This is a genomic window from Pseudomonas sp. SZ40 (assembly GCF_052958135.1).
Window position 1 is genome coordinate 99,026 of sequence record NZ_JBQWIF010000002.1, and the last position, 16,843, is coordinate 115,868.

Genomic DNA, 16,843 nt, shown 5'->3' on the forward strand with positions numbered 1-16,843 from the left:
AGCGCGCCTGTCAGCGGCAAGGAAACTGCGTCCGGCCTCGCCGCATCCTCTGTAGCGGAGAGCGTTCGGCAGGAAACACAGATGCACTTAGAACCTGTTCATGATCTTTCGAAGCAGCTTTCCAACCATCCCAAATCAATAGCCGCAATGTGGCGCAAGCGGTCATCGGCGCAGTATCTGTGGGAGCGGGCCATGCCCGCGATTTTTCGCGCACATGGCGCGCTCCCACAGAACGTAGCCTGGATTAGCCGTAGGCGTAATCCGGGGCCGAAGGCTGTGATCCGTGCGTCAACGCGGGTCACCGACAGGTCGCTTGCGCCTTGAAGCGGCCTATAGGTGTTGCGTTAAAGAAGATCGTGAACAGGCTCTTAGGTTTCGAGTCATCGCCAGGCTGCATTTGCTGAAAGAAGAGCCTGCCGGTGCTGATGAGGCCATTAGCGTGACTCAGGTCATGCTGTCGCCTTGCCAGTATTGAATCCTCTTACGAGCATGTGCACCCTGCAGGTGGCTCGTATCAAGGAAGAAACTGCCATGCTAGATGCTAATCAGGCACATATCACTCTCAGCATCCCCGCTGTCGAGACCGACCTTCAGGTGCTCGCGTTCACCGGCCGGGAAATACTCAACAAACCCTACTGTTTCGAGATCGATCTGGTCAGCCCGCGCGCTAACCTCGATCTCCATGCCCTGATCAACCAGCCCGCTTACCTAGCTTTCGGCCCTAGTGGCAAGGGCGTGCACGGCATTATCTACGGCATCGAGCAGGGCGACTCCGGCAAGCGCCTGACACGCTACCGCATCGACCTACGACCGACACTGGCCTATTTGGAGCACTGCTTCGACCAGCGTATCTTCCAGCACCTCACCGCGCCGCAGATCATCGCCGCCGTACTCGACGAACATGGCCTGCTCGATACCATCGACTACCGCATGCATTTCGGCCCCTATGCCTATCCGGAGCGCATCTACTGTACCCAGTATGACGAGAGTGACCTGGCCTTTGTGCAGCGGCTCTGCGAAGAAGAGGGCATCAGCTTCCATTTCGAGCACAGTGAGGATGGCCACGCTCTGGTCTTCGGCGACGACGCCACCGTCTTCCCCCGCCTCGACCCGCTGACCTACCAACAGGACAGCGGCCTGGCTGCCCGTCACGAAGTGGTACGCGCCTTCGGCGTACGCCTGGAAACCCGCAGCACCCAGGCCTCTTGGCGCGACTATGATTTCGAACAGCCCAAGCTTCGGATGGAAGCGAGCTACAGCGCCGAATTCTTGCCTACTCTGGAAGCGTACGACTATCCGGGTCGCTTCACCGACCGCACCCGTGGCCGGCACCTGGCCAAGCGCAGCCTGGAACGCCTGCGCAGCGACTATGAGCTGGCCGAGGGCAAGAGCGACGCCTATTTGGCCTCTGGCCACTTTCTTGCCATGGCCGGTCATCCATGTCAGCAATGGAATGACCTTTGGCTGCTGGGTGAAGTGATTCACGAGGGCAAACAGCCACAGGTGCTGGAAGAGTCGGTCACCAGCGACAGCAAGCCGGGCGACGGTTTCCAGCAGGGCTACCGCAACCGCTTCACCGCCACTCCCTGGGACATCCCCTTTCGTCCGGCGCTTGAGCACCCCAAGCCCAAGGTGCCTGGAAGTCAGACCGCCGTGGTCACTGGGCCGGCTGGCGAAGAGATCCACTGCGACCAGTATGGTCGGGTCAAAGTGCAGTTTCACTGGGATCGCGACGGCCAGGGTAACGACAAGACCAGTTGCTGGTTGCGTGTGGCCTCCGGTTGGGCGGGTAAGGCCTACGGCGGTGTTGCCATTCCCCGCGTCGGCATGGAAGTGCTGGTCACTTTCCTCGAAGGCGACCCCGACCAGCCACTGGTTAGCGGCTGCCTGTACCACGCCGAGCACGTGGTGCCCTACGACCTGCCAGCGAACAAGACGAGAAGCGTATTCAAGACACTCAGCAGCCCTGGCGGTGGTGGCTATAACGAGTTTCGTATCGAAGACCGCAAGGGCGCCGAACAGATCTACATCCATGCCCAGCGTGATTGGGACGAGAACATCGAACACGACCAGAAAATCCGCGTCGGCAACGAGCGGCATGACACCGTCGAGGCCAATAGTTACACCGAACTCAAGGCCGAAGAACACCGCACCACCGACCACGAGCGCAAGACCGAAATCCGCGCTGACGACCACCTCTCGGTCGCTAGCACGCAGCATGTGAAGATCGGCACCGGTCTGTTCATCGAGGCAGGCAACGAGCTGCACTATTTCGCCGGGCAGAAGGTCGTCATCGAGGCGGGCATGGAGCTAACGGCCGCTGCGGGCGGCAGTTTCCTGAAACTCGACCCCAGCGGCGTGACCCTGAGTGGTGCGAGTATCAAGATGAACTCGGGCGGAGCGCCCGGCAGTGGTACGGGGCTGAATATTCTCGGGCCGGTTATTCCCTGGGCTGCGGATGCTGACAGCGCGGGCAATAACCCCGTGCTAGCTCTGGCTAACGCACAATTACAGCTTGCTCTCAAAGCGCGTCAATTAGCAGCAAGCCGTTGCCCGATCTGTGAGGCCTGCCGTGAAGGGGTTTGCGAGCTGCCAGCCCATGCTGGAGGTATTCGCGTATGACGCCAGTAGTCGGCACATCGGCTGCCGGGCCCTCCGAATTAGTCGCTAGCGGTGACCCAGCCTCCATTCCCGTTCAGGCCAGGGAGTGGCTGAGCGAGCAGATTGGTAGGCAGCGAGAGCTGCTACTGGTCATCGACCCTCTCGCTGAGCCAAACCCAATCCCAGAACTGTTCGGCGCGAACCTGATGCAAGCTTATGCCAATGTGTATCTGGGCACTGAGTTTGCCGCACTCACGTCTATTTCCCCGTGGCTGATACATCTGCCCAGGGAGGGCCTGGAATATTTACATGGTTTGTTGGATGAGCCTCAGCGCCATTGGGGGTGGCTGGCCAGCGCCGAGCACTTCGAGCTATCCGTGTTGGTCGAGCATTGGCAAGCGCGAATGGTGGTCGAGGATGAGGCCGGGCAGCGCTCGCTCTATCGCTTTCAAGATGGTCGGGTGATCGCTCACCATCTTGCTCACCTGAAGCCTGGCCAACGCGCCTTGCTGATGGGGCCTTTTGCCAGTGCCCTCTGTTGGAGTGGTGAAGCCTGGATGGCGTTCGATAACCCCGCCCCAGGTCATTACCACCGTCCATTTGCAACGCCTTGGTTGACGATTGCCGACCCTGCTCCCGTGGCGGAAGGTGTCCGTCATCACAATCTGCTGCAATGGCTTTGGCAGCAGCATCCGGTCGAGACTGCCATGTTGGGGGAGAGCGTACATCTGGATGCCTGGCTGCGGCAGCAGTTAGCTCAGGCCGAAGGCTGGGAGTGGCGAGATCTTGAGCAAATCCGCTTCTTGCTAAAGCACCGGTTGTTCCCGGCGTTAGCCTCCCATCCTGGCTGGGACAAAGCTCCAGGAGAGCAACCGGAACAGCACTATCTGCGTTGCCGTACCGTGATCGTAGCTCCAGAGCGTGACCGGCGATGAATCCTGTAAGCGCACGATCGCTATTGGGCAGCATGCTATTCATGACGCTGAGCGCTTGCAGCTCGCTGGCCTCGTTCTCTGGCGAGCGTTTTACCCTCGAAGGCCAGTTGCCGCCTGACTTTTCCCTCAAGGCTCAGGCCCATTACGACGTGGCCAATGAGTGCGATGGTCGCAGCCGGGCGCGTTCCTTCGAGAGCGGTTTTCAGAGCGGCCCGCAGCACTATCGTTTCACCATTCCCGTCAGTTACCGGGAGGGCCTGTGTGAAATGCGCCTGGGGCGTGTTGGGTTGTTCATTCATGGCCGCTACGGTGACAAGGACTGGCAGCGCACTTACGACAACGGTGGCCTGGAGCTGGTGGACAGCCTGCCGCCGGGCGCGCCGGCTTTTCATGCCGATGGTAGCCTGAGCAAGACGGCGGAGTGCACGTGGTTGTTCAAGTTGAGCACCGCCAAATCTCGACTTGGTCAGATCGACAAGCTTCTGAGCTGCAAGGGCGCGGGTGCCCATCTGGTTCTCGACGAATTGGCGGGCAAGACGGTTCGGATGGATATCCGAGTTAATCCAGAAGAGAAGCCGGCCATTGATGAAACCTGGGTGAGGTTCCAAAGCGGTTGGAGGCCCTGTGCCCAAGAAAGCACTCCAAAAGGGCAATGGATATGGTGCCGCAATCCTCCGCAATTTAGAACTTTCAAAATGAACGGGCAGGAATGCACCGTCTATCCCAGCTGCAAGGAGTGATTCAGGTGCAAAAGTCTTTGAGCCGTTTATTCGCTCTTTCTGTAGTTGCCACCGCGCTGAGCGCTTGCAGCTCGCTGGCCTCGTTCTCTGGTGAGCGTTTTACCCTCGAAGGCCAGTTGCCGCCTGACTTTTCCATCAAGGCCCAGGCCCATTACGACGTGGCCAATGAGTGCGATGGTCGCAGCCGGGCACGTACCTTCGAGAGCGGTTTTCAGAGCGGCCCGCAGCACTATCGTTTCACCATTCCCGTCAGTTACCGGGAGGGCCTGTGCGAAATGCGCCTGGGGCGTGTCGGGTTGTTCATTCATGGCCGCTACGGTGACAAGGACTGGCAGCGCACCTACGACAACGGTCGCCTGGTGCTGTTGGACAGCCTGCCGCCGGGCGCGCCGGCTTTCCAGGCCGATGGCAGCCTGAGCAAGACGGCGGAGTGCACGTGGTTGTTTCAGCTCAGTAAGGCTCATTCCAGAAAAGGTGAAATCAGCAAGCTTCTGAGCTGCAAGGGCGCGGGCGCGCATCTGATTGGCGATGAATTGGCGGGCAAGACGGTTCGGCTGGACTTTCGGGTGAATCTAGAAGAGAGGCCTTATAGAGACGACACCTGGATTGAATTCCCGGAAGGTTGGAAGCCATGCCTGCCCAAAGTGGGCTGGCAGCGCTGCCAAGCTCCGCCAGTATTTCAGACCTTTCAAATGAATGGGCAGGAATGCACCGTCTATCCAAGTTGCAGGGAGTAATCAGGGATGAGTGACCCAAGCGCTACTGAAACATTGGCCTGTCCTCTAAGAGGGCATTGGATCAGTTTTCGGTTGGTCGACGAGCATGGCAGCGGGGTGCCTTATGCTGGACTCCCTTACACCTTGCACGACAGTCAGGGCCAAGAATATAAGGGGACTTTAGATCGTGAAGGTTATGCCCGCATCGCCAGTATCTATTGCGGGTCGACCGTTCTAAATCTGTCGAGCCTATATGATGGTGGTTCCGATCCTTGGTATGAAGAACTTATTATCAGGGAGGCTTTCAAAGTTCCTCTAGCCACCCTCCAAGTCGCCGCCGAACAATCCCCATCCGGCCCTCGCCAGGCTGACGGCACAACCTATCTTGCAGAGGAACGGGCGGCATCTGAGAAAGCCCGTTTTTGGCGTGTGGAGGTGAGGGACTTCGTCGAAGCGACAGGCCACCTGCCGGATGCCGATACGGCCTGGCAGCCACGGCCGTCTGCCACCCTCAAGCAGAACGCGGGGCTCGCCGCCGAGCGCACGGGCGTAGCCCTGAGCCCCAATCAACATCATGTACTGGAAGTGAAGGCCTTGCGTGCCTACAGCCCGCTGCTGTCGCGCGACAAGGCGTTCTGCGCCATGAACGCTTATCACCTGGCGGTGATGAGCACGTTCGTGTACGGCGCGTTCGGGAAAGCCAAGCTGCCCAATGAACGCTATATGTCTTCACCGCCGCCCTACGCTTTGCAGGGCAGCATCGGCCATGTATTACGTGAGCAGTTGTCGCGTCTGGGCAGGCCTGCGCTGTTCAATACCGCCCGCTACCACCTGCTCTGCGAGGAGGTGCCCTACTCCAAGCGGCTGGAAGTCATGCCCCATGACCCCGAGCGTTACCGGTCTGAAGCGGAAAATGGTTGGAAAAATCCGGAAGACGTGCATTTTCTCCACGACGAGAAGACCGAGAGCCAGGCCTTTATCACCCACAACGACAGGGTGGTGCTGATCTCCATTCGTGGTACTCAGGAAACGCCGGACATCCTACGCGATATGGATGCGCGCCAAGTGCCCTACGAGGAAGGTGTTGGCCAGGCTCATCGAGGGTTCTACGGGGCGTTCAAGGCAGCGAAGGCGTTTACCGAACGCTATATGGAGGCTTTCTATACTGGCGGACAAACGCTGATCATTTGCGGCCACAGCCTGGGCGGGGCGATTGCTTTATTGCTGGCGGAATGGTTGAGGGCAAATTGGTCGAAGGACGTCCAGCTCTACACCTTCGGCGCCCCGCGCGCAGGCGACCGTGCCTTCGTGCAAAGTGCCCAGGCGCTTGCTCATCACCGTCTCGTCAACCACAACGACCCCGTGCCTGCGGTGCCCTTCGTCTGGATGGATGCTGAATGGAAGCTCGCCAGTGCGGGCACTGTCGCTTTGTTCAGCTCGCCGACGCTGGGCATCGCGTTGCTGCTGGGCGGCTTGCTCAACCTGAGGGGCGACCCTTACGAGCATCATGGTGAGCAGCGGCATTTCGTGCCTCGCAAAGCCAATGGCGGTAGCGAGGTTTCGATATTGTGGCAGCCCAATTGCGCCTTGATCGACGAGCAGGCCTGCGCACGCTATGCCGGTGCGATCAATGTGCAAGGTGATATGCCCAAGCGGATGTCGCTTGTCGAGCAGGCGTTCGCCGCTGCGGAACATTCCAGTGACGGGGGTTATAGTCGTGCCATGCTGACGACCCTGCTGCGCTGGAACGCCAGCGTCGAGGAGCGAGACGGTGCGCTGTTCAACCCTGGAGAAACCCAGGATATCCATACCCTGATCGAGCAGGCCGAAGCACAGCTTGCCAGTTGGCAGCCAGGCAGCTTTCTGGAGTTTCGCCGAGCTGTGAGAACCCGTCATGACAGCCGTTTCTATGACAAGACCGATTTGCAGTTGAGGCAGATGTATGAGGACGGAATCGCGGTGGTGCGCTCGCTCGGCAAGCAGCAAAAGGAGGCGTTGATACGTGCCAAACATCGGCTCTTGAATGAGTCGCAGAGGCGGCTAACGGCGCGGGATGTATTTGGCGATCAGCTCGAGCGCGAGGATCTGACGGAGCTGGTGGCTCAATGGCGAGCAATCGGAGATAACCAAAAGGCAGAAAGCTTGGCGCGCATAAAGCTTTCTGACCCTCGATACGCTTGAGCGAGACCGGGCGTTGGAACACGACTCTTTTCCGGCGTCGGTACCTGAGGCAAGTGCCAGCAAGATAATTAAAGATCAGGGATCGACTGTAACCGGGTTATCACCGGCAGGCTAACCACCTTGCCCTGGCGCTGGATCGGCGCGGGGCGGCGCATTACGCGCAGCATCTCGCCGGCCTGTGCCAGCTGTTGCTTCAGCTCCTCGCCATAGTGCGCCAGTTGCTGGCGGCGTTGACGGCCGTGCTGGGTATCCTGCGCCAGCGCCTTGAGGCGCAGCATGTGGCCTTCCAGCAACTGCTTGTGCTCCAGAGTGTGCTGCATCAGCGGCATCAGTGCTTCGTCGGCCCACTGCTCGGCGTCGCGGCGCAGGCGGCGGTGCATGCCGATGACTTCCTGCACCAGAGTGGCGAAGAAGCGTCGGCTGAGGCTGCGCTGCTCGGTCAGCAGGTTCTTGAGGCCCAGGCGGAAGCGGTCGGCCTTCTTCTGCAGGTGACGCAACTCGCGCACGTAGCGGGCCAGTTCGAAGCTCGGTGCGTCGACGGCCTGCAGGGGATTCTCGGCGTTGTGTCGACGGTAGATGGCATCGACCATGCGGTTGGCCATTTCGGCGTCGTGGGACAGGCTGTGCAGGTCGTCTTCCACGGCGGTGAAGAACTGCAGGATGGCCTGATTGATACCCAGCGTCGTCCAACTGCCCGTCAGCTGGCGGCGCAACAGATTGAGGTGGGCGTCGAGCTTCTCCGGCCGCGCTGCGCTCTTCAGGCGTTCGCCCTGATTGCGCAGCAGGCGCTGGTTGGTTTTCAGGGCGACCAGGCGCTTGTGATGCACGGTATGGTCATCCTTGGTGCGGGCGGTCAGCTCCAGCAGCATCTGTCCGTTGTCCTGACGGCGCTCGTCGAGTAGCTCCAGCTGTTCGGCGACCTTGCCCAGGCGCAGGCCGAGGACATGCTGGCTGTTGTTGAGCATGGCCAGCACCTGGCGCACCACGCGCTCTTCGAGCAGGCGCTCCTTCTGGGCCACGATGCGCTCGCAGAGCAGCGACTCGAGACTGGCCATCTGGCTGCGGGCGAGCAGTGCCGGATCCTTGCGGACCTTGGCGAGCAGCGCCTGCTTGGCCGAGAGCGGCAGAATGTCCTGGCTGGCGAGGCCCAGATGGCGAGCCGCCTGCATGCGCACCCGCTCGATGGCGTTGGCGACCGACGTCTCGCCGGCAAGGTCGTCCCAGAGCACGTCGATCTTGTTCATCACGGCGAACAGGCAGCTCTGGGTCTCTTCGTCCATGGGCTGGACGTGCTGCTGCCAGATGTCCAGGTCACTGGCGGTGACGCCGGTGTCGGCGGACAGCAGAAAGATGATCGCCTGGGCGCTGGGCAGCATCGACAGGGTCAGCTCCGGCTCGCAGCCCAGTGCGTTCAGGCCCGGTGTATCGAGGATGCGCAGGCCCTGGCGCAGCAGCGGGTGATCGAAGTTGACGATGGCGTGGCGCCAGGCCGGTACCAGCACCTGGCCGCAGCTGTCGGTGCTTTCCAGGTTGTCCGGGTGAAAGCCCAGGCCGATGGCTTTCTCCACGGGCATGCTCTTGCTCGCCGCCACCTGGGCGAAGGCCTTGGCCATGTTGTCCGGGTCGCTGGTGTCCAGCGGGATGTCCACCCAGTGCCGGGGCGTGCGCTTGAACTGCGCCACGCTGGCCTCGGAGATGCGTGTTTCGATCGGCAGCAGGCGGATGTACGGGCGCCCGGCGCCTGGATCGAAAAGGATTTCCGTGGGGCACATGGTGGTGCGCCCGGCCTGGGAGGGCAGCATGCGCTGGCCGTATTCGGAGAAGAACAGGCTGTTGATCAGTTCGGTCTTGCCGCGAGAGAACTCGCCGACGAAAGCCAGGGTGATGTGATCGGTACGCAGCAGGCGCAGAGCGCGTTCCAGGCGCGCTTCGACGCCTTCGCTGCTCAGCCGGTTGTGCGCCAGCCAACTGCGGTAGCGGGTGATCTCGCGGACCAGCTCGCGCTTCCAGCCTACGTAGGCATCTACCTGTTCACTGAGGCGTTCCATGCTCATGGGGGATTCCCTGACAGGGCATCGGTCGACGATGCGGGCTGCCGAGCATTATGCGAAGGGAGACGGTGCCGTCAATGGCTGGCGGGTGGCAATGGCGCTGGTGGTTGTTCCGGTAGGGCGAACGGTCAGGCCGAGACCGGCTGGCAACAGCCTGGGGGCCTGGATACGCACCCGTTTCTGGCGGCTCTGCTGACCGCTTTCCAGCGTGACCTGGCTCTTGGCGACGCCAAAGGCATCGGCCAGAAAGGCCAGCAGGTGCGCGTTGGCCTTGCCGTCCACCGGCGGTGCGGTGAGGCGGATCTTCAGGCGCTCACCATGCAGCCCGGCAAACGCATCGTTGCTGGCTTTGGGCTGCAGGTGACAGTCGAGGATCAGCGCATCGCCGTCCCAGCGGTGGAAGCTCACGGACGCTTAGATCGCCAGGCTCAGGCCGCTGAACATACCGGTGCTGACCGCCAGGTTGCGGATCACCAGCATGTCGATCAGGTTGAGGATCAGGAACGCCACGATGGGCGACAGATCCAGGCCACCCAGGTTCGGCAGGATGCGGCGGATCGGCGTCAACAGCGGCTCGCAGATCTGATTGACCAACAGCGCGGCCGGATTGTGCGTGCCCTGGGCGACCCAGGAAAGGATCACGCTGATGATCAGGGCGAAGAAGAACACCTTGAGCAGCAGGGCGGTGACGCCAATGATCGACCAGACCAGGATCAGCAGCGGATCGCCGACGCCGACGCCCATCAGCATCAGGGTCAGTGCCATCAGCACGAACTGCACGATCAGCGCCAGTACCAGGGATGCCAGGTCGAGGCCGCCGATGCTGGGGATGATGCGGCGCAGTGGCTTGAGCAACGGGTGGGTGGCACGCACGATGAACTGGCTGAGCGGGTTGTAGAAGTCCGCCCGTACCAGTTGCAGGATGAAGCGCAGCAGCACGATCAGCAGGTAGAAGCTGCCGATGGTCTGCAGAACGTAAACGGCTGCGGTGTTCAGACCGATCATTGATTGTCTCCTTATTGACCCAGTTGTTCGGCCAGCTCGGCCGAGCGGTGATCGGCGGCCTTGACGGCCTGCTCGACCAGCGCTTCGAAGCCGCCTGCCTGGAATGTCTTGATGGCCGCTTCGGTGGTGCCGGCCGGTGAGGTCACGCGGCGACGCAGCTCGGCGGCGTCCACATCACTGTTCAGTGCCATCTGCGCGGCACCCAGCGCGGTCTGCAGGGTGAGCCTGGCGGCCACTTCGTGGGGCAGGCCGAGCTTTTCACCGCTGGCGGTCATCGCTTCGATCAGCAGGAAGAAATAGGCCGGGCCGCTGCCGGAGACGGCCGTAACGGCGTCGATCAGTTTTTCCTCGTCCAGCCACACGGCCAGGCCGACGGCACTGAGCAGCTGCTCGGCCTGCTGGCGCTGTTCGGCGCTGACCCGCGCGTTGGCGTACAGGCCGCTGGCGCCCAGGCGCAGCAGCGACGGCGTATTGGGCATGCAACGCACCACGGCACGCGGGCCGAGCCAGTTTTCCAGGCTGGCGCTGGTGATGCCCGCGGCGATGGACACGATCAGCTGGCCCGCCTGCAGATGTGGCGCCAGGTCGAGGCATACATCCTTCATCACCTGGGGTTTGACCGCCAGTACGATCACGTCGGCGTCGCGGCAGGCCTCGGCATTGCTGGCCAGTACTTCGATGCCGTGTTCCCGGTTGATCTTCTCGCGTTGCTCGGCGCCGCGGTCGCTGGCGCGGATCGCGCTGGCCGGCAGACCCTGGGCGAGCATCCCGCCGATCAGGCTGGCAGCCATGTTGCCGGCACCGATGAAGGCGATGCGGGGAGTGGTCATGGTGAGTTTCCTATCTAGAGAGTCGAGATCGGGTGATTCAGGTCTTGCTGTAGTCACGTTCACCAAACAGCGCCGTGCCGATGCGCACCCAGGTCGCGCCTTCGGCGATGGCCGCCTCGAGGTCGTGGCTCATGCCCATGGACAGGGTGTCGAGATCGAGGTTCAGGTCGTCCCGCAGCGTCCGCAGGCGGGCGAAGGCCGCACGCTGCATGGCGATGTCGTCGGTAGGCTGGGGGATTGTCATCAATCCGCGCAGGCGCAGCTTGGGCAGTTGTGTAACCGCCTGTGCCAGCGCCGCGAGTTCGTCGGGCTGGCAGCCGGACTTGCTGGGCTCACCGCTGACGTTGACCTGCAGGCAGATGTTCAGTGGCGGCAGCTCGGGCGGGCGCTGTTCGCTCAGACGCTCGGCGATCTTCAAGCGGTCCACCGAATGCACCCAGGCGAAGTGTTCGGCGATGGGGCGGGTCTTGTTCGACTGGATGGGGCCGATGAAGTGCCAGGTCAGTGCCAGGTCGGCCAGTTGCACCTGCTTGTCGAGCGCTTCCTGCAGGTAGTTCTCGCCAAAATCGTGCAGACCGGCCCCATGAGCCTCGCGAATGGCTGCGGCAGGTTTGGTCTTGCTCACCGCCAACAGGCCGATTTTCGCGAAATCTCGCTGCGAGGCTTGCGCCGCCTCACGGATACGCACACCGACCTTTGCAATATTCTCTGCTATCGTGGACATTACCTGCGCCTGCCGCCTGAGCGTTTCTGCGGGCTTGACGGTGGTCTCCGAAGGGCGTGCTCACGCAGCCGCATGGTGACTCCTCAAGGCCCCCTATCCTGAGTTACGCGGCATTCTACCGTCATTAGGGAGTCCCATGGATATCACCGAGCTGCTTGCCTTCAGCGCCAAGCAAGGCGCGTCGGATCTGCACCTCTCGGCAGGCCTGCCGCCGATGATTCGGGTCGACGGCGACGTGCGCCGGATCAACTTGCCCGCCCTGGATCACAAACAGGTGCACGCGCTGATCTACGACATCATGAACGACAAGCAGCGCAAGGACTTCGAGGAGTTCCTGGAGACCGACTTCTCGTTCGAAGTGCCGGGTGTCGCGCGCTTCCGGGTCAACGCCTTCAACCAGAACCGTGGCAGCGGTGCGGTGTTCCGTACCATTCCTTCCAAGGTGCTGAGCATGGAAGACCTCGGCATGGGCGAGATCTTCAAGAAGGTTTCCGACGTGCCTCGCGGGCTGGTTCTGGTGACCGGGCCGACCGGCTCGGGCAAGTCCACCACCCTGGCGGCGATGCTCGACTACATCAACAGCAACAAGTACCACCACATCCTCACCGTCGAAGACCCGATCGAATTCGTTCACGAGTCGAAGAAGTGCCTGATCAACCAGCGTGAGGTGCACCGCGACACCCACGGCTTCTCCGAGGCCCTGCGTTCGGCGCTGCGCGAAGACCCGGACATCATTCTGGTCGGCGAGATGCGCGACCTGGAAACCATCCGCCTGGCGCTGACCGCCGCGGAAACCGGTCACCTGGTCTTCGGCACCCTGCACACCACCTCCGCCGCCAAGACCATCGACCGGGTGGTCGACGTGTTCCCCGCGGAAGAGAAGTCCATGGTGCGCTCGATGCTGTCCGAATCGCTGCAGGCCGTGATTTCCCAGACCCTGCTGAAGAAGATCGGAGGCGGTCGTGTGGCCGCCCATGAAATCATGATCGGCACCCCGGCGATCCGTAACCTGATCCGCGAGGACAAGGTGGCGCAGATGTACTCGGCCATCCAGACCGGCGGTGCGCTGGGCATGGAAACCCTGGACTCGTGCCTGAAAAGACTGGTTTCCAAAGGCTTGGTCAGCCGCGAAAGCGCGCGCGAGAAAGCCAAGACCCCGGAAAACTTCTGAGCCATGCTGGTGGACAGTTGTCCGCCAGCCGTTGATCGTCGCGCCAGCGCATTTAGGTAGGCCCCATGGAATTCGAAAAACTGTTGCGCCTGATGGTCGAAAAAGGCGGCTCCGATCTGTTCATCACCGCTGGCGTGCCGCCGTCGATGAAGGTCAACGGCAAGATCATGCCTGTGACCAAGACCCCCTTGTCGCCGGAAATGACCCGCGAAACCGTTCATGCGGTGATGACCGAGCAGCAGCGTCGGGACTTCGCCGAGAACCACGAATGCAACTTCGCCATCAGCGCCCGAGGTATCGGCCGCTTCCGCGTCAGTGCCTTCTATCAGCGCAACCTGGCCGGCATGGTACTGCGCCGCATCGAGACCAACATCCCGACGCTGGATGACCTCAAGCTGCCGGAGATCCTCAAGAAGCTGGCGCTGACCAAGCGCGGTCTGGTGCTCTTCGTGGGGGCTACCGGTACCGGCAAGTCCACCTCGCTGGCGGCGATGATCGGCTACCGCAACAAGAACAGCAGTGGCCATATCATCTCCATCGAAGACCCGATCGAGTACATCCACCAGCACCAGAACTGCATCGTCACCCAGCGTGAAGTGGGGATCGACACCGACTCCTTCGAAGTAGCGCTGAAGAACACCCTGCGGCAGGCCCCGGACGTGATCCTGATCGGTGAGGTGCGGACCCGCGAAACCATGGACCACGCCGTGGCCTTCGCCGAGACCGGCCACCTGTGCCTGGCCACCCTGCACGCCAACAACGCCAACCAGGCGCTGGACCGAATCATCAACTTCTTCCCGGCGGACCGGCAGAATCAGGTGTGGATGGATCTGTCGCTGAACCTCAAGGCCATCGTCGCCCAGCAACTGATCCCCACGCCGGACGGCAAGGGGCGTCGCGCGGTCATCGAGGTGCTGATCAATACGCCGCTGGCGGCTGACCTGATCCGCAAGGGCGAAGTGCATGAGCTCAAGGGCTTGATGAAGCGCTCCACCGAGCAAGGCATGCAGACCTTCGACCAGGCGCTGTACAACCTCTACAGCCAGGGCGAAATCACCTACGAAGATGCCTTGTTGTACGCCGACTCGGCGAACGACCTGCGCCTGATGATCAAGCTCGGCTCGGAAACCGATGGCGAGCATCTGACCAGCATGTCCCAGGGGTTGTCTCTGGAAGTCACCGACGAAGATCCGGGGCGGCGTTTCCGCTGATCGACGCCGGGTCTGTCGGGCTGCTGGGTATACCGCCCGGCACCTCTCGGGCTGTCGCTCGAATAGGCAGTACCTGCTCGGCGTCAGCCTGGATGCGTTTTCCAGGCCTGACCGCCACCGCCTGAGCCTGCCCATTGGCCTGGGCGCCTGCCCGGGCCTGGCTCATCAACCTTGGAATCAGCGGGCCTTCCGGCAGGTTGCGCCAGAAACGCACCGGCATGTTGGTTTCCAGCACGCTGCGATTGAGCCGAGCCGGGTTGAAGGTGCTGCCGTAATAGGCCAGCCACATGGCTTCGTTGCGATCATCGGTGCCCTGCGCCAGTTGCTGCCAGTCGGGCGGGCAAGGACTGGCATGGTGCAGGTTTTCGCCGTCCCAGTACACGCCGTCGTCGGGTGTCGCGATCATCCAGGTCTGCCGACCCAGGCGTTCGGCGAAATGCATGCTGGCGCTGGCCAGGATGTCGTGCGCAGGCTCGTGCCAGGCCACCAGTTGCGGGCCTCCGGCCGTGGCGTCCCGCGGTTTGAAACGCAGAAACGCATGCAGATGGTGAGCTTCACGGCGCACGGCTTTGAGGCGCCCATGCAGTTCGCTGCCGTCGATATCTCCGGCCAGCATGGCGGCCTGATCGCCTGCGGCAACGCGCCAGAGAATGCGGTAAAGCAGCGCCCAGCGCTGGGGGCAGCGAAAGCGTGCAGCACTTTCCAGCTGGTCGAGTAGAGCGCGGGGCACGCGCACCGGGCGATCGCAGGCCACGGCCTGTTGCGGCTCGTCCAGCTGGCCGAACAGATCCTGATTCTCCTGGCTGTCCTGCACCCAGCTCAACTGGTGGGGCGCCAGGCCGCGGCGCAGTTGCGTCCTGGCGGCCTCACGCCAGCCAGCGAAGCTGCCATCGAAACGAACCTGGTGCATCACCACAGCCCCATTTGCCGGGGAGGCTCGCTTAATTGCTGACGCAGCAGCAGGGATTCGCGAGTGGCCTGAAGCGGGCGGTAATCCTGGGTGACGATGAAGGGCTTGGCTTTCTCCAGAGCGCAGCGCAGGCGGCCGACGTCCTCGAAGCGAATGCGCTTCTGCCGTCGCAGGGCGACCAGACGCTGAGCGCTGAGTACACCGATGCCGGGGATGCGGGCGATCATGGTTACATCGGCGCGATTCAGGTCGACGGGAAAATGCTGGCGGTTGTTCAGTGCCCAGGCCAGCTTGGGGTCGATATCCAGGGCCAGGTTGCCGGGGCCGTCGAGCAGTTCGGCGGCCTTGAAGCCGTAGCCGCGCATCAGGAAGTCCGCCTGATAGAGGCGGTGCTCGCGCAGCAGGGGTGGTGCTTCGAATGGCACGCTCTTGGGACTTTGCGGAATCGGGCTGAACGCCGAGTAGTAGACGCGCTTGAGGCGGAAGTCGCCATACAGCGATTGGGCGGTGTGCAGGATGGTGCTGTCATCGGTGGCGTCGGCGCCCACGATCATCTGCGTGCTTTGCCCGGCTGGCGCAAAGGCCGGCGCGCGTTTCTCGCTATCCGCCTCCTCGACCCCGTTGCGAATGGTGCCCATGGCCAGCTTGATCGGCGCCACGCTTTTCTCTGGTGCCAGGCGGATCAGGCTGCTTTCGGTGGGCAGCTCGATATTGACGCTGAGACGGTCGGCATAGCGGCCCGCTTCGGCAATCAGCTCCGGCGATGCATCGGGAATGGTCTTGAGATGAATGTAGCCACGAAACTCGTGCTCTTCGCGCAGCAGTTTGGCGACCCGTACCAGTTGCTCCATGGTGTAGTCGGCCGAGCGGATGATCCCGGAGCTGAGAAACAGCCCGCTGATGCAGTTGCGCCGGTAGAAATCTAGGGTCAGCGTGACCACTTCCTCCGGCGTGAAGCGTGCGCGGGGCACATCGCTGGAGCGGCGATTGACGCAGTACTGACAGTCGTACAGGCAGAAGTTGGTGAGCAGCACTTTGAGCAGAGCGACACAGCGCCCGTCGGGAGTGAAGCTGTGGCAGATGCCCATGCCGTCCGTGGCGCCCATGCCGTTCTGGCCCTTGGAGCTGCGCTTGGGTGCGCCACTGCTGGCGCAGGACACATCATATTTGGCGGCGTCGGCGAGTACGGTAAGCTTTTCGATCAGTTGCATGGCGTGATCCGATAGCTGTATTTATATACAGTATCGGGCAAGGAAGCCGCTCGCTCAAGGGCGTCTCGTCGGAGGCGTGATGTTGAGGCGGTAGCGAGCGTCTCATTATCTGGATAGATGAAAGCGAGGTACTTTTCGATGCAGCGTGCAAACACTCACAGCAAGATCATTGGCTACTTGCTCTGGATCTTCGGTTTTCTCGGCGCTCACCGTTTCTATTTCGGCAAGCCGGTAACCGGGACCATCTGGTTCTTCACCCTGGGGCTGTTCTTCATCGGCTGGATCATCGACCTGTTCCTGATTCCGGCCATGGATCGTGAAGCCGACCTGCGTTTCACCGCTGGCGAAACGGACTACAACGTTGCCTGGATCCTGCTGACCTTCCTCGGCATCTTCGGCGCACACCGCATGTATCAGGGCAAGTGGATCACCGGCATCCTGTACTTCTTCACCGGTGGCCTGTTCCTGCTGGGCGTGCTCTACGACCTCTGGACGCTGAACAACCAAGTGTCGATCAAGAACGCACAGGCGCAGCGCTAACCTCGGACGTATCGTGG

The 16,843-nt window shown here is 61.8% G+C and carries 14 protein-coding genes and 1 pseudogene; 8 read left to right on the forward strand and 7 right to left on the reverse strand.

What is annotated here, in order from left to right; translation table 11 throughout:
- The first annotated feature begins 531 nt into the window (after positions 1 to 531).
- Genes ACT9T4_RS02410 through ACT9T4_RS02430 form a run of 5 tightly spaced genes read left to right on the forward strand, consistent with a single transcriptional unit; the run spans position 532 to position 7,173 of the window.
- Positions 532 to 2,622: a type VI secretion system Vgr family protein gene (locus ACT9T4_RS02410; protein ID WP_499115348.1), complete on the forward strand. Its 2,091-nt coding sequence runs from the start codon at positions 532 to 534 to the stop codon at positions 2,620 to 2,622.
- Positions 2,619 to 3,536, forward strand: a complete 918-nt coding sequence (locus ACT9T4_RS02415; protein ID WP_499115350.1) for a DUF4123 domain-containing protein — start codon at positions 2,619 to 2,621, stop codon at positions 3,534 to 3,536. The genes ACT9T4_RS02410 and ACT9T4_RS02415 overlap by 4 nt, the downstream gene beginning before the upstream one ends.
- 41 nt (positions 3,537 to 3,577) lie before the next feature.
- On the forward strand, positions 3,578 to 4,276 hold the full coding sequence (locus ACT9T4_RS02420) for a hypothetical protein (protein WP_499115352.1): 699 nt from the start codon (positions 3,578 to 3,580) through the stop codon (positions 4,274 to 4,276).
- A gap of 5 nt (positions 4,277 to 4,281) precedes the next feature.
- The gene (locus tag ACT9T4_RS02425; protein ID WP_499115354.1) at positions 4,282 to 5,013 is read left to right on the forward strand and encodes a hypothetical protein; all 732 of its coding nucleotides are present in this window, start codon (positions 4,282 to 4,284) and stop codon (positions 5,011 to 5,013) included.
- A 6-nt stretch (positions 5,014 to 5,019) separates the two neighbouring features.
- Positions 5,020 to 7,173 carry a lipase family protein gene (locus tag ACT9T4_RS02430; protein WP_499115356.1) on the forward strand — a complete coding sequence of 718 codons (2,154 nt, stop codon included), beginning with the start codon at positions 5,020 to 5,022 and terminating at the stop codon, positions 7,171 to 7,173.
- A 68-nt stretch (positions 7,174 to 7,241) separates the two neighbouring features.
- Here ACT9T4_RS02430 and ACT9T4_RS02435 read toward each other — a convergent pair whose 3' ends face one another.
- From ACT9T4_RS02435 to ACT9T4_RS02455, 5 genes and pseudogenes are all read right to left on the reverse strand, one after another.
- Positions 7,242 to 9,227 carry a dynamin family protein gene (locus ACT9T4_RS02435; protein ID WP_499115357.1) on the reverse strand — a complete coding sequence of 662 codons (1,986 nt, stop codon included), beginning with the start codon at positions 9,225 to 9,227 and terminating at the stop codon, positions 7,242 to 7,244.
- A gap of 114 nt (positions 9,228 to 9,341) precedes the next feature.
- Positions 9,342 to 9,632: pseudogene (locus ACT9T4_RS02440) on the reverse strand (DUF167 domain-containing protein); the annotation flags it as partial.
- Positions 9,633 to 9,638: 6 nt separating this feature from the next.
- Positions 9,639 to 10,229, reverse strand: coding sequence for a YggT family protein (locus tag ACT9T4_RS02445; protein WP_042552466.1), 591 nt, complete (start codon positions 10,227 to 10,229; stop codon positions 9,639 to 9,641).
- A gap of 11 nt (positions 10,230 to 10,240) precedes the next feature.
- Positions 10,241 to 11,059, reverse strand: a complete 819-nt coding sequence (gene proC / locus ACT9T4_RS02450) for a pyrroline-5-carboxylate reductase (protein ID WP_499115359.1) — start codon at positions 11,057 to 11,059, stop codon at positions 10,241 to 10,243.
- A 37-nt stretch (positions 11,060 to 11,096) separates the two neighbouring features.
- Positions 11,097 to 11,783 (reverse strand): YggS family pyridoxal phosphate-dependent enzyme, encoded by a 687-nt coding sequence (locus ACT9T4_RS02455; protein ID WP_499115361.1) that lies wholly within the window; start codon positions 11,781 to 11,783, stop codon positions 11,097 to 11,099.
- 136 nt (positions 11,784 to 11,919) lie between these two features.
- On the opposite strand from ACT9T4_RS02455, the gene ACT9T4_RS02460 reads away from it, so the two are divergent.
- On the forward strand, positions 11,920 to 12,954 hold the full coding sequence (locus ACT9T4_RS02460) for a type IV pilus twitching motility protein PilT (protein ID WP_042552463.1): 1,035 nt from the start codon (positions 11,920 to 11,922) through the stop codon (positions 12,952 to 12,954).
- A gap of 65 nt (positions 12,955 to 13,019) precedes the next feature.
- Positions 13,020 to 14,165 carry a PilT/PilU family type 4a pilus ATPase gene (locus ACT9T4_RS02465; protein WP_042552462.1) on the forward strand — a complete coding sequence of 382 codons (1,146 nt, stop codon included), beginning with the start codon at positions 13,020 to 13,022 and terminating at the stop codon, positions 14,163 to 14,165.
- On the opposite strand, the gene ACT9T4_RS02470 is transcribed toward ACT9T4_RS02465, so the two are convergent.
- Both ACT9T4_RS02470 and ACT9T4_RS02475 read right to left on the reverse strand, forming a co-directional pair.
- Positions 14,131 to 15,075, reverse strand: coding sequence for a TIGR03915 family putative DNA repair protein (locus ACT9T4_RS02470; protein WP_179539653.1), 945 nt, complete (start codon positions 15,073 to 15,075; stop codon positions 14,131 to 14,133). The two genes, ACT9T4_RS02465 and ACT9T4_RS02470, sit on opposite strands and share 35 nt — an antisense overlap.
- On the reverse strand, positions 15,075 to 16,286 hold the full coding sequence (locus ACT9T4_RS02475; RefSeq protein WP_042552461.1) for a putative DNA modification/repair radical SAM protein: 1,212 nt from the start codon (positions 16,284 to 16,286) through the stop codon (positions 15,075 to 15,077). The genes ACT9T4_RS02470 and ACT9T4_RS02475 overlap by 1 nt, the downstream gene beginning before the upstream one ends.
- 138 nt (positions 16,287 to 16,424) lie before the next feature.
- Here ACT9T4_RS02475 and ACT9T4_RS02480 point away from each other — a divergent pair, with 138 nt between their 5' ends.
- Positions 16,425 to 16,826 carry an NINE protein gene (locus ACT9T4_RS02480; protein WP_042552460.1) on the forward strand — a complete coding sequence of 134 codons (402 nt, stop codon included), beginning with the start codon at positions 16,425 to 16,427 and terminating at the stop codon, positions 16,824 to 16,826.
- Positions 16,827 to 16,843 lie beyond the last annotated feature (17 nt).